This window comes from Thermalbibacter longus (assembly GCF_023806485.1).
Lineage (GTDB): Bacteria > Chloroflexota > Chloroflexia > Thermomicrobiales > Thermomicrobiaceae > Thermalbibacter > Thermalbibacter longus.
Window position 1 is genome coordinate 1 of record NZ_JAMSLR010000001.1, and the last position, 12,928, is coordinate 12,928.

The following is a 12,928-nucleotide window of genomic DNA, read 5'->3' on the forward strand; positions in this document are numbered from 1 at the left end:
GGCGTCGTCACCAAGATCCTGAAGTAGTCCCGGCGGACGGCACCCTCGCAGACAACCGGGTGGGTGTGGTATCATGGCAAAGAAGGGAAAGGCCGACCGGATCGTCATCACGCTCGAGTGCACGGAGTGCCGCGAGCGGAATTACACGACGGAGAAGAACCGGCGGAACGATCCGGGCCGGCTGGAACTGAAGAAGTACTGCCCACGCTGTCGGAGACACCGGCTGCACCGGGAGACCCGATAGCGGCAGGTGTCGGTCGGGGCGGTAGAGGGTCGTAGCTCAATTGGCAGAGCAGCGGTCTCCAAAACCGCAGGTTGGGGGTTCGAGTCCCTCCGGCCCTGCCGGAAACGAGTGAGAGGGTTCCGCCTCGACGGGCACTTTGCGGGATGGGGCAGAGCCGTTCGGCTCGCCCCATTTCAGTGTGGGGCCGGTGCTACACTTCGCGTGACGGGTGTCGCTAGGCCGGCTCAGGTAAGGACGGTCTCATGGCGACCAAGACACAACCCCAGGCTCGTGCCAAACCCCGGGCGACCGAGCGCGTGCGGGCACGGCGCTCGCGGCTTGCCGGGCTGCGGCAGTTCATCGCTGATGTGCGGGCTGAGGTGAAGAAGATTACCTGGCCTGACCGCGAGACGACCCGCAAGCTCACCATTCTGGTGATCGGGCTCTCCGCAGCGCTCGGCGTCTTGCTCGGCGCGATCGACGCCATCTTCGTCCGGCTCTGGGATCTGCTACAGGCGCTCTAAGGGGGAAGCATGGCTCGCACACTCCGCGAACGGCTCGCCCAGAAGCGGGCCAGCGAGATGGAGGCTGAAAAGCCGGGACAGTGGTACGTAATCCACACCTACTCCGGCTACGAGAACAAGGTGCGGCAGAACCTGCTACACCGCATCGAAACCATGGACGTGGCCGATAAGGTGTTCGAGGTGGTCGTGCCCACGCATGAAGAGGTCGAGATCCGCGGGGGGCAACGGCACACCGTGCAGCGGAAGGTGTTTCCCGGCTACGTGCTGGTCCGCATGATCCTCGACGACGAGTCCTGGCACGTCGTCCGCAACACGCCGGGGGTCACCGGCTTCGTAGGCGTCGGCACGCGCCCGGTCCCGCTGGACGAGAAGGAGGCCGAGGCCATCCTGAAGGGCGTGCAGGCGGAAGCGCCGAAGGTCAAGGTTTCCCTGGTGCCCGGCGATGTGGTGCGAATCATCGATGGCCCGTTCACCGATTTTCGCGGTGTCATCGACGAGGTCGACTACGAGAAGGGGAAGGTCAAGGTCCTCGTCTCGTTCTTCGGCCGGGAGACACCGGTCACGCTCGACTTCCTCCAGGTCGAGCGCGAGACGTAGTCTCGCCGGGTGTGCTCCAGAGGCCGACGCGCGTGATGGAACGGCACCGGGTGCAGCGAGAGGTGTGAGGGAGTGGCGAAGAAGGTTCGCGCGATCGTCAAGCTCCAACTGCCTGCCGGGAAGGCCACGCCGGCCCCGCCGGTCGGCCCCGCGCTCGGCCAGCACGGCGTGGCGATCATGAACTTCTGCAAGGAATACAACGAGAAGACCGCTCACCTGGCCGGTCAGATCATCCCGGTCGTCATCACGGTCTTCGAGGACCGGTCGTTTACCTTCGTGTTGAAGACGCCGCCGGCCGCAGACCTCCTGCGACGCGCGGCGGGGATCGAGAAGGGCGCCGCCGACCCGAAGCGGCAGAAGGTGGGCCGGGTCACCCGAGACCAGATCCGGGAGATCGCGCAGGTGAAGATGCCCGATCTCAATGCGTCCGATCTGGAGGCGGCGATGCGCCAGATCGAGGGAACGGCCCGCAGCATGGGGATCGAGGTCGTCGGCTAGGTCGCAGCCGGAAGACCGTGCGATCGATGTGGGAGGAGCCTGGGCTCCGCATGAACCACGGGAGGAGACGATGCCGAAGCATGGCAAGCGCTATCTCGAGGCGCTGAAGCTCGTCGATCTGACAAAGCGGTACTCGCCGAGAGAGGCGATCGAGCTCGTCAAGAAGACCGCCTACGCGAATTTCGACGAGAGCATCGAGGTCCACATCAACCTGGGAATCGATCCACGCCAGGCCGACCAGAACGTCCGCAGTTCAGTCGCGCTGCCTCACGGAACCGGGAAGACGCCGCGCGTGCTCGTCTTCGCCGTCGGCGAGGCTGCCCGCATTGCCCAGGAGGCTGGCGCCGACTACGTCGGCAGCGACGATCTGGTCCGGCAGATCGAGTCTGGCTGGCTGGAGTTCGATGCGGCCATCGCGATGGCGGATCAGATGGGGAAAGTCGGCCCGCTCGGCCGGATCCTCGGACGGCGCGGCCTGATGCCCAACCCGCGCAGCGGGACTGTCATCCGCTCACCCGAGGATCTGCCCCAGGTCATCAAGGAAGTCAAGGGAGGGCGCGTCGAGTTCCGGAACGACCGCACCGGCAATATTCACGTCGCCATTGGCCGCAAGAGCTTCGATACGCAGAAGCTGCTGGAAAACCTGTACGTCCTGGTCGACGCGGTGAACCGCGCGCGACCCAGCGCGGTCAAAGGCACCTTCATCCGCTCGATTACGGTCACCAGCACGATGGGCCCGCCGATCGCGCTCGATGTGGCGCAGACGCTCGAGGAGGCGCAGGCGTTCGTTCAGTAGTGGAGGCTGGAGGCTCGAGCGCGGGGCGAGCGCAGCCGAATCACGCTCGGTGGATCGAGCCGGCAAGGAGTGAATTGCGACTAGAGGTCGTGTAGAATTCGTGGGTACGTCACCGCGCCGGTGACCGCTGGGGCGTCGTGTGAGGCGCTTAATCATCCAGCCGAGGCGCACTGGGACAGCGACGCTGGAGAACTCCAGAGAGCTTCGCGTGCTGCCCCTGCGCTGGGTACCGGCGCAGGGGTTCGTTGCGTCAGAAGGGAGGGAGCGTGTGCCGACGCCGGAGAAGGCGCAGCAGATCGAAGAGATCAGCGAGCTGCTCCGTAACTCCACCTTGACGATCCTGACCGACTACCGGGGCCTGACGGTAACCGATCTGCAAGGCTTCCGCACGCAGCTCCGCGAGAAGGAGGCGCGTCTCAAGGTGGTCAAAAATACCTTGACGCGCATCGCGGCGGAACGGGTCGGGCTCGAGGCGGTTACACCGCTCCTGGAAGGGCCGACGGCGATCGTCTGCACGGCGGCGGATCCCGTGGCCGCGGCGAAAGTCGTCACCGACTTCGCGCGCACCTCGCGGGTCCTGGTGGTCAAGGGGGCGCTGCTCGAAGGGAAGCTGCTTCCGCCCGCCGAGGTGGAGCGGCTGGCGACGCTGCCGCCGCGCGAGGAGTTGCTCGCGAAGGTGGTCGGCGGGTTGCAGGCCCCGCTGTACGGTCTCGTCTCGGTGCTCTCCGGGCCCATTCGCTCGCTCGCCTACGTGCTGCAGGCGCGGGCGCAGCAGCTCGAGGGCGGCGAGCAGAGTCAGGCTGCGGCGTAGGTCGCGTACGAGCTGAGCGTTCGGTATCGAGTATGGAGGGAGCGTGAGTCATGGCTGTTGGACAGGAGAAGCTCGAGGAAGTCATCAGCGTCATCGAGCAGATGACCGTGCTGGAGCTGTCGCAGCTCGTCAAAGCGCTGGAGGAGCGCTTCGGCGTGACCGCCGCGGCGCCGGTCGCGGTCGCCGCTGCGCCCGCTGCCGCGCCGGGAGCAGCGCCTGCGGCGGCGCCGGAGGAGGAGAAGACCGAGTTCGATGTGGTGCTCTCCGAGGTCGGCCCGAACAAGATCCAGGTGATCAAGGTCGTCCGCGAGCTGACGCAGCTCGGTCTGAAGGAAGCGAAGGATCTGGTCGAGGCCGCGCCCAAGCCGGTGAAGGAGGGCGTGAGCAAAGAGGAGGCCGAAGCGGCCAAGGCGAAGCTCGAGGCAGCCGGCGCGAAGGTGGAGATCAAGTAGACGATGGGCCGGAGCGGGTAGTGACCGTGATGAGCGTCACTACCCGCTCTCCCCAGTACTATGCTATACTGACGGTCGATCTCGGGGCGTGGCGCAGCCCGGTAGCGCACCGGTATGGGGTACCGGAGGTCGGAGGTTCAAATCCTCTCGCCCCGACCGTTTTGCACCCTCGTATCTGCAAGGGCGGCGAATAGCCCGTAATCCGAAGGCGGGTAGCTCGCGTGGCGGGGCGTTCACCGCAGACCGTTCGAATCGTCATCGCTGATGACGAGCCGATCATTCGGCTCGACCTCCGCGAGCTGCTCACCTCGCTGGGGTACGATGTGGTGGGCGAAGCGGCCGACGGCCGCACGGCGATCGAGCTGGCCCGCAAGCTGAAGCCGGATCTGATTATCCTCGACATCAAGATGCCCGAGATGGACGGCATCGACGCGGCTGAGGAGCTGAGCCGCGACGGGCTGGCCCCGGTTGTGTTGCTGACCGCCTACAGCGAGCGCGAGCTGGTCGATCGTGCCAAGGCGGCCGGCGTTGCCGGCTATCTGGTGAAGCCCTTCCGCGAGAGCGAGCTGATGCCAGTGATCGAGCTGGCGCTCGCGCGCTTTCGTGACCTCCAGCGACTGGAGCGCCAGGTGGTGGAGCTGCAAGAGGCCTTGGAGGCGCGCAAGTTGATCGAGCGCGCCAAGGGCATCCTCATGCAGGTGCACGGCCTGAGCGAGTCGGAAGCGTTCCAGCGCATGCGCCGGATCAGCATGGACAACCGCAAGTCGATGCGCGAGGTGGCCGAGGCGATCCTGCTGGCCCACCAGCTCGAGAGCCGCTCGTCGTAGCGGCACTGCACGGGTCACCAGGCATCTGGCGGGGGGCGGATCGATCCGCCCCCCGCGTCGCGTGTGGTTCAGGCTCGAGCTCAGGCGCTCATGGCCGGAGCGATGTTCTGGTTGAACCGGAACATGTTGTGCGGGTCATAGGTGCGCTTGACCTCCGCCAGCCGGGCCAGAGTCGGCAACGGGTAGGCCTGGCGTATCCGCTCGTGTCCCTCTTCCTCCAGGAAGTTGACGTATACTCCCGTACCCGTTGCCCGGATCGCTGGCCAGACCGCCTCTATCCAGGCGCGATGTGGCGTCGCATCCTCGTTCTCATCCATCCAGAGTGCCAGAAGCGTGACCATGTAGCGCGCGTCGCGATGAGCGAAGGCCGTCGCCTCGCGACCCACACGTGCCATGGCGCCGCCAAGCCCCCGAAACTGTACCAGGCTGAACGGCGAGTTCGCGCGCTCCACCGCCTCGAGTGCGGCATCGACAACTTCATCGCTCACCTCATGGGTAAGCACGGAACGGATGGCATGACAAATGGGCACTGCCTGGTGAGCGGTGAAGTTGAATATCGCAGGGTAGGGCATCCAGGCAATCGTGTCCGCGACCGGCTCGGCGAGCGCCCGCAGCGGCGCAACCGCTCGCTGGCCTTCTGACTCGTCGCCTACCCAGGTCACGAGAATCGAGAGCACGACTTCGCCGACGCGTGCTTCCGGGATATAGGGTGCCGGCGGCGCGTGCATGAGGTGGGCGATGGTGGTGAGTCCCTCGGGAGCATCTGCCACATAGTCCAGATAGCCGCGGATCACCTCTCGGCTGGCCGGCAGCACCAAGTCGCCCCCGAGGATCTGCCGGACCTCGGCCAGACGGACGATGAACTCGGTGATGATGCCGAAATTGCCACCGCCGCCGCGTATGGCCCAGAAGAGATCGGGATGCTCCTGCTCGCTGGCCGTCACCAGCTTGCCAGAGGCGGTGACGACCTGGGCTGCGATTAGGTTGTCGATGGTGAGGCCGTATTTGCGCACCATGAAGCCGATACCGCCACCGGTCGCCAGGCCGCCGAAGCCGACGGACGAGGTATCGCCGGTGGAGATCGCCAGCCCGTGCGGCTGGGCGAAGGCAGCGAGCTCGCCCGAGGTCACGCCTGCCTCGACGCGAGCGAGGCGAGCGTCAGGGTCGATGGTGACGCGCTTCATGCCCGAGAGGTCGACAACCAGAGCGTCGTCGACCATCCCGTAGCCGGCCGGGCTGTGACCGCCGCTACGCACTCCCAGCGGCAGGCCACGGTCGCGCGCGAAGCGAACCACCTCGACGACGTCCTGCGAGTCGGCTACCTGTGCGATCGCTGCCGGCCGGCGCGTCACCGCGCGGTTCATAAGCTGTCGCGCGGAGTCGTAGGTAGCCATGCCAGGCCGCAGGAGCGTTCCGCGCAGCCGCTGCTCGAGCGGGCGCAGGTCCAGTCCGGTCAGGCTGGAGAGCGTAGCATCGTGCGTCATCGTTGCTTGCATCCTCTCTCGCACGTTGTCGCATCGCGGGTCGAACAGTTTGCCCGCGGCGGGTATCCGGTCAGTCGCTGTCCGGGCAATGCACGTTCGGGTTCCACATGGAGAAGATCCCGTCCGTATTCGCCTTCCACAGCCAGACGTGAAGGTCGTAGTGCCAGGGCATCCCTGGCTCGTGACCCGCCATCGGCCCGTCGAACCGCTGGCCGAAGAGTGATGGCGCCGGCGCGAACGTCGAGCCAGCCGGAGGTGGGTCCTCGTCGAACCATAGTGTCCAGCCGTCCGATCCCGGTAGCTGTACGAGCGCGAACTGGAGGTACTCCACCCCAACGAGTCGAGGGCCGCTCGGTGTTGGCTCGTAGAGGAGCACGTCCGGGCGCCGCGGGTCGAGCGCGCCGACGCGATCAGGGTTCACGTAGTGCATGCCCATACCGCCATCAGGGGAGGCAACGCAGACATCGGTGGGCAGGTAGCCGTCGGCGAGCGCCGCGGCGGGATCGTGATACTTCGCTGTTGCGGCACGCACCGCAGCGAGCTGGCGGTTGACCGTCGGGTCCGTCGAGCCAGGGGCAGCGAGCGCTGGCACCGATGCCAGGCTGAAGCCGAGTATCGCCAGGATGAGCGCCATCCGTTTCCGCACGTTATCACCATCCTCTCTGTGCTTACTCCGTGTGGTCCTGTGTTCCTCCGGAACTCCACTGGGGCGCTACGGCATCGGGTCACCTCCAGCTCTCATCTCGCCGCCAGCGACCGGCTTTCGCCGGTTAGTCCCAGCGTAAGACGGTGAGCTGGACAGAACATCCGGAGGGATACCCAATTCTGGCTCCTCCTCTTCCCACGCCGCGTGAGGGCCATGGGGAGAATCCCCTACAGCTAGTGCAGTCGTGCCATGGCTGGTACCTAGGAGGGCACGGCGCCGTGAGGATGACTCGCTAGGGGGCAGGAGGCGGGTAAGCGCCGTTCATTCGTGGTCCATTGCCACTGCGGCTGAGCAGAGGTTCCGGCCTGTAAGGTATCCAGAGTAGGACGACGGGGAAAGCGGGCGGTTACTCTTGAGCGATGAGTCCGCAAGGGGTGGCGTCAGGCCTCCGGCTCCGGGCCGAGACCGTTCTGTACTGCCCAGACCGCGATCTGGGCTCGGGAACGGAGGTTGAGCTTGGTCATGATGTGGTCGATGTGGTTCGCTGCCGTCTTCTCGGTAATAAAGAGCTGGGTTGCGATCTGCCGGTTGGACAACCCGCGCGCGACTAATCCGGCCACCTCTCGCTCCCGGGGGGTCAGTGGCCCATGACGAGCGCCCGGGCGGTGCGACCGCTCAATCTGCTCGGCGGGCAGGTCCGGCCCGGGCGCCGGTATCGCTAGGGCCTCCTCGATCGCCAGGTCCAGCGGCAGCGAGTGCCCTTCCTGCGACGCCTCGGACCATGCGCTGGCGAGCAGGCGGGAGGAGACCTGTGCGATGAGCCGGTCCCGGTCGACTCGATCCGCTGGTTCAAGCTTGGCGCCGAGGCGCTCGAGGAGAGCGTCGGCGGCGCCGAACAGCCGTGCCGCTCGGAGCGCGTCCCCGCACATTCCGGCGAGGCCAGCCAGGCCGCAGAGGCACGCCGCCAGCGAGGGCGTAGCACCCAGTTCTCGCTCCAGCAGCAGGCTCTCGCGCAGGAAGTCGCGTGCCTGCAGATGATCTCCCTTGCTCAACGCGACATAGCCGAGGCCGCGCAGTGGCCAGGCAAGGTTGTGCGTGCGGCCGAGAGCACGGTAAATGGTCAATCCCTCCAGGAAGTACGTCTCGGCGAGCGAGTAATTCCCTTCACACCGGGCCACCTCACCCAGGCCGCACAGCGAGATCGCGAGCCACCACGTGTTGTCGACAGCACGACGCAGTGCCAATCCCTCCTCGAAGAGCGCGCGCGCTTCCTCGTAGCGGCCAGCGTCCAGAGCCTGTCGGCCGAGGCTGGTCAACGGCAGGGCGAGCCCCCAGGAGGCCCCGACGGAGCGGAAGAGTTCCTCGCTCTCCCGGTAGAGCGCGCTTGCGGCCTGTGGGTCTTCCGGCCAGGTTGCCTCCGCCAACGCGAAGATCGCCGTCGCCAGGTACCAGGGCTGGCCGATCGATCGCGCGACCGCGACGCTCTCCCGGAGGAGCGTACGTGCATCCTCGTACCGGCTGCGGTAGAGCGCCGAGAGCCCGTGGTAGTGCAACGCGAGGCAGAGTGTGTGCCTATCGCCGTGCTCACCGGCCAGCCGGGCGCTCTCGGCTAGTCTTGCTTCGGCGGTGTCGTAGTCGCCTTGCTCATAGTCCAGCATGCCGAGATCCAGCAGCGCGACAGCGTGGGAGTGACTGTCGAGGACTCCCAGCAACTGGACCTGGCTGAGCGCCTCCGTGAGGCGAGCGCGTCCTTCTTCCCAGTGCCCGCGGTAGATCCAGAACCACCAGAGCGCGAGAGAGAGCCGAAACGCGAAGAGTGCTGCTTCGACCGGATTCTCCGTAGCCGCGGCGCGGAGCCAGACGAACACGGCACGGTAGTTGTCGTGTTCGCGCTCGAGTGCCTCGAGCCCCGCCCGATCCTCGACCTGGTGCAGGGCGTACGCGCCCTGCTCGGCCAGCTCGAGGAAGTACGTCGCGTGCTGGCGGCGGACGAGCGACTCCTCGCCGCTATCGATGAGCTGCTCGACGGCGAACTCCCGAATCGTCTCCAGGAGCCGGAAGCGCGGCCTCTGCTCTGTTCCCGGAACGCGATGCACCAGGTTGAGGTCGAGCAAGCTCGTGAGCGCGTCCAGTACCTCAGGGCCGAGCGAGTCGTCGAAGTCGCATACCGCCTCGATCGTCTCGATGGTAAACCCGCCGGCGAAGGGGGCCAGCCGGCGGAAGAGGATTCGCTCGCGATCGTCGAGCAGGTCATGGCTCCAGGCGATCGTCTGGCGGAGCGTGCGTTGCCGGTCTGGGAGATCGCGAGCCCCGCCGGTGAGGACGTCGAGACTCCGCTCCAGGCGACTCAGGAGCGCCGGGAGCGGGAGAAGCCTCGTGCGCGCCGCGGCCAGCTCGAGCGCCAGCGGCAGCCCATCGAGCCGAGCGCAAATTCTCGCCGCGATCGGCGCGATGTCGGGGATGAGCGCTACCGCCGGGTCGCTGGCGCGGGCACGCTCGAGGAAGAGCTGAACGGCCGGTGACGCCATGACTTCCTCGGCTGGAGCGTCGAGGTCGGTGGGGAAGGGCAGGGGCGAGACATGACAGACGCGCTCACCGCCGATGCGCAGCGGCAACCGGCTGGTTACCAGAATCTGGAGTCTAGGGCAGGCCAGCAAGAGATCCCCGATGTCCGTTGCAGCCGAGACCAGGTGCTCAACATTGTCGAGCAGGAGCAGGAGGTGTCGATTCCGCAGCGACAGGACTAACCGCTCTCCCAGGGGGATGGACCCCAGATCTTGCAGGCCCATCGCCTCAGCGATGGCAGTCAGGACGAGCGTAGGGTCACGGAGGGATGCCAGTCCGACGAAGACGACCCCATGCTCCAGCGAGCAACGCAGCCGCTCGGCGACCGCAACGGCGAGGCGCGTCTTGCCGACGCCGCCTGGCCCGGTCAAGGTGAGCAGCCTCGTATCTGGGTGCTGCAGCAGATCGACGACCTCAGCGATCTCTTGCTGGCGCCCGACGAGCGTGGTCAAGTAGCCTGGCAGCGACACTTCGTTGTCCTATGCGAGCCCTGCACGGTAGAGGCATTATACCGCTCCTGGAGAAGCTCTCACGGGGAGCTTCACGGTCAGCGAAGCAGTTCGCACAAGGCGATCGACCCATAGCTAGGGCGGTTGAGCATTCATGGCACGGTGGCCAGGCGGACAGCTAGGATCGCTGCGCTTGCTGGTGCCAGCAGGATTTCGGTCGCCGCGAGGCGCGGGTCATTCAGCCAGAACGACCGAACCGGGTCGGGGTTCCAGCGTTGCCGCTGTTCCGGCGTCCAGTGGCTTTCCGGCGTCAGGTCGTCGAGGATCAGCAGACCACCTGGTTCCAGAGCGTCCAGTAGCACCTCCGGCTCGCGCTCCTTGGCCTTTCCGCCGTCGGCGAAGAGCATGGTGAAGGGAGCGTAGTCGAGGATCTCGTGCCAGTCCCCGTGGAGCACCAGCACGTTGGGGTAACCGCTGAAGAGCGACCTCGCAGCGGCCGCCCGCGCTTCATCGATCTCGACGGTGACGAGCGAAACCGGTGGCCGCAAACCGCTGGCGATCCAGGCAGCGCCGACACCGTAGCCAGTGCCGATCTCCGCGACCGTTCCACGGTCGCAGCGCGCGGCTAGGGTGTAGAGGAGGCGGCCCACTTCCGGCGTACAGGAATCAGTGAAGGCCGCGGTTTGAGCGAGCTGCAGGGCGCGCTCCACGAGCGGCGGGAGCCAGGACACGGCGCGGTACGCGGTCATCGGTCTCTCTCAGCGGCCTTTCTCTCTACGCCTGTGCCACCTGGCAACGAGGCGATCCGCGGTGTGGCAGAGCAACGTCTGATCCGGGGCGCGACGCACAGCGCACCGCGTGATGTCAGGGACCAGGCGCGGGGGTAGGTGTCGGATTTGTCGCCTGGACCGAGACTTGAACCACCTCCGGCGCCACGCTCTGGTACTGCACGCCGGGTGGCAGGCTCACCCTGAGCGGGAGCTGGTAGATTCCCGCTTCCGCATATCCGACATCGACGTAGACCGAGATGTCGGCGGCCGTCAACGCGGTCACCAGTGCCTGCGGGCCCTCGACTCGCACGTCGGCGACCGTCGGGTTGACCTGCACCTGGGTGCCTGGGAGGACGTTGATGGTCTGGATGGGCACGCCCTGGAGAGTGCGCCCCTCCGTCGAGCGCCGTATCTGCACCGAAATGTGGACGGTCTGCCGATCGACCGTCACGCCCGCGGGGAGCCGGCTGAGATCGAGCGGGACATCCCAGAAGATGCGCGACTCGGTTAGCCCAGAGACGTCGATCGGCACGGTCGAGATGAACGGGATCTGGCTAATGGCATCTGGGGGTCCCTCGACGACGACCTCGTCGGTTGGGATCACCGTTGGCGGGCCGGCTAGTTCGTAGCCCGGCGGGAGCTGATCCGTCCCGACGACGTTGGGAACGACCCGGCGCACCTGGCCGCGGACCTCGAGCTCGACGATGACTGTGACCGTCGGTGGCTCGATTCGAATTCCGGGTACCTGGGCACCGTTCTCGTTGAGCACCACCGGCGTGACGGTCTCCTGGAAGCTGCCGGCTCTTCCCTCTACCCGGACCGGTGCCTGGACACGCGCGACCTGCGCGAGCGTTTCCTGTGGCCCGGTCAATGTGACCGTATTCGGCTGTACGGTAACCGATTTGATGACGAGATTCGGGGGGACGTCCGTCGGCTCGGCTGGCTCCACGGGGACATTCTCCCGCACTGCCAGGCGGTCGATCTGGACGGTAATTTCGGGAGGCGTCACCTCGCGCACGCGCACGTAGCGCGGTGTGCGCACCTCGACCGGCCTCGTATAGATGCCAGGTTCCTGGATCGCCGAGAGATCTACCGTGGCCTGGAGAGATCCGCTCTCCAGCGTCTCGATGCGGCTGCGAGGCCCCTGCACACGAACCTGGACCGGTGGGAGCTGGTTGATGACGACCAGTGACGGGTCCAGCCCGGAGGGAATAACCTGGACCGGTGAGAACGTGCGAGCGGTCTCGGGGTCGTTGCGCGCGGTGACCCAGGCCCACAGCGCAAAGGCGAGGACGAGCGCGATGACCATGCGGGCCAGGTTATCCGCGCCGAAATAGCGTGGAAGATTACCCAACCTGCGTCGGAGTTCTGGCGCTATCCTCTGCCACCTGTTCACCCTGACCGCCCTCGGCTAGCCGTGGCCGCTGCCTGGCTCGCTCGCGCAGCCGCATCCCGGTTGCCTGCCGTTCCAGGCGCAGGAGCGAGCGGAGAATCCGGCGCAGGCGCTCGGGGTCGAGGTTGCGGTAGAGTCGACCGTTCGCGGCAACCGAGATCTGGCCTGTCTCCTCGGAGACGATGACCGCGACAGCGTCCGATTCCTCGGTGATCCCGATCCCCGCACGATGCCGTGTGCCGAGCTGGCTCTCGATGGCGACGTTGTCGCTCAGCGGCAGCACGCATCCAGCCGCGATGATGCGGTTGCCGCGAACGATAACCGCGCCATCGTGCAGCGGCGAATTGGGAAAGAATACGTTGATCAAGAGCTGGCGCGTGAGCGTGGCATCGAGCGGGATGCCCCGGTCGGCGTAGTCCTGCAACCCCGTCTCTCGCTCGATGACGATGAGCGCGCCGTAGCGGAGCCGCGCGAGCTGGGCGGAGGCGCGGGTGATCTCCTCGATCGCGTGCGACAGCTCGGCCTCCTGGTTCGAGGTCGACAGCGGCGAGCGGAGCCAGGCGCCAGTGTGGCCCAGCCGCTCCAGCGCCCGGCGCAGTTCCGGCTGGAAGACGATCGGGATCGCGACGATGAGCGCCGGGAGGGTGACGCTGAGGAGCCAGTTCAACGCCACGAGTTGAAACAGGTTGGCCGCGCCGATGACCGCGCCCAGGAGGATGACCAGACCACGGATAAGCTGAGCTGCCCGGGTACCCTGCGCCACCCAGAGCAACCAGTAGAAGATAAGGGCAACTGAAAGGATATCGACGAGAGCCCGGAGATCCAGGCGAGTGAAGATCCACGGCAGTTCGGGCATGGCCTCGTTCCAGGCTGTGGCACGACTGGCATGCTCT

The 12,928-nt window shown here is 66.3% G+C and carries 14 protein-coding genes and 2 tRNA genes; 10 read left to right on the plus strand and 6 right to left on the minus strand.

Annotation, left to right across the window (positions count from 1 at the left end; translation table 11 throughout):
* Positions 1–73 precede the first annotated feature (73 nt).
* From rpmG to NET02_RS00050, 10 genes are all read left to right on the plus strand, one after another.
* The gene (gene rpmG, locus NET02_RS00005) at positions 74–244 is read left to right on the plus strand and encodes a 50S ribosomal protein L33 (RefSeq protein ID WP_284055306.1); all 171 of its coding nucleotides are present in this window, start codon (positions 74–76) and stop codon (positions 242–244) included.
* 25 nt (positions 245–269) lie between these two features.
* Positions 270–342: transfer RNA gene (locus tag NET02_RS00010), tRNA-Trp, on the plus strand.
* A 144-nt stretch (positions 343–486) separates the two neighbouring features.
* Positions 487–747 carry a preprotein translocase subunit SecE gene (gene secE, locus NET02_RS00015; protein ID WP_284055307.1) on the plus strand — a complete coding sequence of 87 codons (261 nt, stop codon included), beginning with the start codon at positions 487–489 and terminating at the stop codon, positions 745–747.
* Positions 748–756: 9 nt separating this feature from the next.
* Positions 757–1,344: a transcription termination/antitermination protein NusG gene (gene nusG / locus NET02_RS00020; RefSeq protein ID WP_284055308.1), complete on the plus strand. Its 588-nt coding sequence runs from the start codon at positions 757–759 to the stop codon at positions 1,342–1,344.
* A 72-nt stretch (positions 1,345–1,416) separates the two neighbouring features.
* Entirely contained in the window at positions 1,417–1,842 is a 426-nt protein-coding gene (rplK, locus tag NET02_RS00025) for a 50S ribosomal protein L11 (protein ID WP_284055309.1), read from the plus strand.
* Between the two features lie 70 nt (positions 1,843–1,912).
* A complete protein-coding gene (rplA, locus tag NET02_RS00030; RefSeq protein WP_284055310.1) occupies positions 1,913–2,638 on the plus strand; it encodes a 50S ribosomal protein L1 in 726 nt (241 codons plus the stop codon).
* Positions 2,639–2,906: 268 nt separating this feature from the next.
* Complete coding sequence (gene rplJ / locus NET02_RS00035; RefSeq protein ID WP_284055311.1) at positions 2,907–3,449, plus strand: 50S ribosomal protein L10; 543 nt, start codon at positions 2,907–2,909, stop codon at positions 3,447–3,449.
* Positions 3,450–3,499: 50 nt separating this feature from the next.
* Positions 3,500–3,901 carry a 50S ribosomal protein L7/L12 gene (rplL, locus tag NET02_RS00040; RefSeq protein WP_284055312.1) on the plus strand — a complete coding sequence of 134 codons (402 nt, stop codon included), beginning with the start codon at positions 3,500–3,502 and terminating at the stop codon, positions 3,899–3,901.
* Positions 3,902–3,983: 82 nt separating this feature from the next.
* Positions 3,984–4,057, plus strand: a tRNA-Pro gene (locus tag NET02_RS00045).
* A 65-nt stretch (positions 4,058–4,122) separates the two neighbouring features.
* The gene (locus NET02_RS00050; protein WP_284055313.1) at positions 4,123–4,728 is read left to right on the plus strand and encodes an ANTAR domain-containing response regulator; all 606 of its coding nucleotides are present in this window, start codon (positions 4,123–4,125) and stop codon (positions 4,726–4,728) included.
* 80 nt (positions 4,729–4,808) lie between these two features.
* Here the strand turns inward: NET02_RS00050 and NET02_RS00055 are convergent, their stop codons facing one another.
* The 6 genes from NET02_RS00055 to cdaA all read right to left on the minus strand — a co-directional run bounded on the left by NET02_RS00055 (position 4,809) and on the right by cdaA (position 12,891).
* Positions 4,809–6,212 carry an FAD-binding oxidoreductase gene (locus NET02_RS00055; RefSeq protein ID WP_284055314.1) on the minus strand — a complete coding sequence of 468 codons (1,404 nt, stop codon included), beginning with the start codon at positions 6,210–6,212 and terminating at the stop codon, positions 4,809–4,811.
* A 70-nt stretch (positions 6,213–6,282) separates the two neighbouring features.
* Positions 6,283–6,858, minus strand: coding sequence for a hypothetical protein (locus NET02_RS00060; RefSeq protein WP_284055315.1), 576 nt, complete (start codon positions 6,856–6,858; stop codon positions 6,283–6,285).
* A gap of 440 nt (positions 6,859–7,298) precedes the next feature.
* Complete coding sequence (locus NET02_RS00065; RefSeq protein ID WP_284055316.1) at positions 7,299–9,893, minus strand: tetratricopeptide repeat protein; 2,595 nt, start codon at positions 9,891–9,893, stop codon at positions 7,299–7,301.
* Between the two features lie 131 nt (positions 9,894–10,024).
* On the minus strand, positions 10,025–10,621 hold the full coding sequence (locus NET02_RS00070; protein ID WP_284055317.1) for an O-methyltransferase: 597 nt from the start codon (positions 10,619–10,621) through the stop codon (positions 10,025–10,027).
* A gap of 115 nt (positions 10,622–10,736) precedes the next feature.
* Positions 10,737–11,996 carry a CdaR family protein gene (locus NET02_RS00075; protein ID WP_284055318.1) on the minus strand — a complete coding sequence of 420 codons (1,260 nt, stop codon included), beginning with the start codon at positions 11,994–11,996 and terminating at the stop codon, positions 10,737–10,739.
* Positions 11,989–12,891: a diadenylate cyclase CdaA gene (gene cdaA, locus NET02_RS00080; RefSeq protein ID WP_284055319.1), complete on the minus strand. Its 903-nt coding sequence runs from the start codon at positions 12,889–12,891 to the stop codon at positions 11,989–11,991. The genes NET02_RS00075 and cdaA overlap by 8 nt, the downstream gene beginning before the upstream one ends.
* Between the last annotated feature and the right edge of the window lie 37 nt (positions 12,892–12,928).

What these genes read in the sequence shown, in the direction of transcription:
- rpmG (WP_284055306.1), top strand. Translation starts at nt 74, where the DNA reads ATGGCAAAGAAGGGAAAGGCCGACCGGATCGTCATCACGCTCGAGTGC.
- secE (WP_284055307.1), top strand. Translation starts at nt 487, where the DNA reads ATGGCGACCAAGACACAACCCCAGGCTCGTGCCAAACCCCGGGCGACC.
- nusG (WP_284055308.1), top strand. Translation starts at nt 757, where the DNA reads ATGGCTCGCACACTCCGCGAACGGCTCGCCCAGAAGCGGGCCAGCGAG.
- rplA (WP_284055310.1), top strand. Translation starts at nt 1,913, where the DNA reads ATGCCGAAGCATGGCAAGCGCTATCTCGAGGCGCTGAAGCTCGTCGAT.
- rplL (WP_284055312.1), top strand. Translation starts at nt 3,500, where the DNA reads ATGGCTGTTGGACAGGAGAAGCTCGAGGAAGTCATCAGCGTCATCGAG.
- NET02_RS00055 (WP_284055314.1), bottom strand. Translation starts at nt 6,212, where the DNA reads ATGACGCACGATGCTACGCTCTCCAGCCTGACCGGACTGGACCTGCGC.
- NET02_RS00070 (WP_284055317.1), bottom strand. Translation starts at nt 10,621, where the DNA reads ATGACCGCGTACCGCGCCGTGTCCTGGCTCCCGCCGCTCGTGGAGCGC.
- cdaA (WP_284055319.1), bottom strand. Translation starts at nt 12,891, where the DNA reads ATGCCCGAACTGCCGTGGATCTTCACTCGCCTGGATCTCCGGGCTCTC.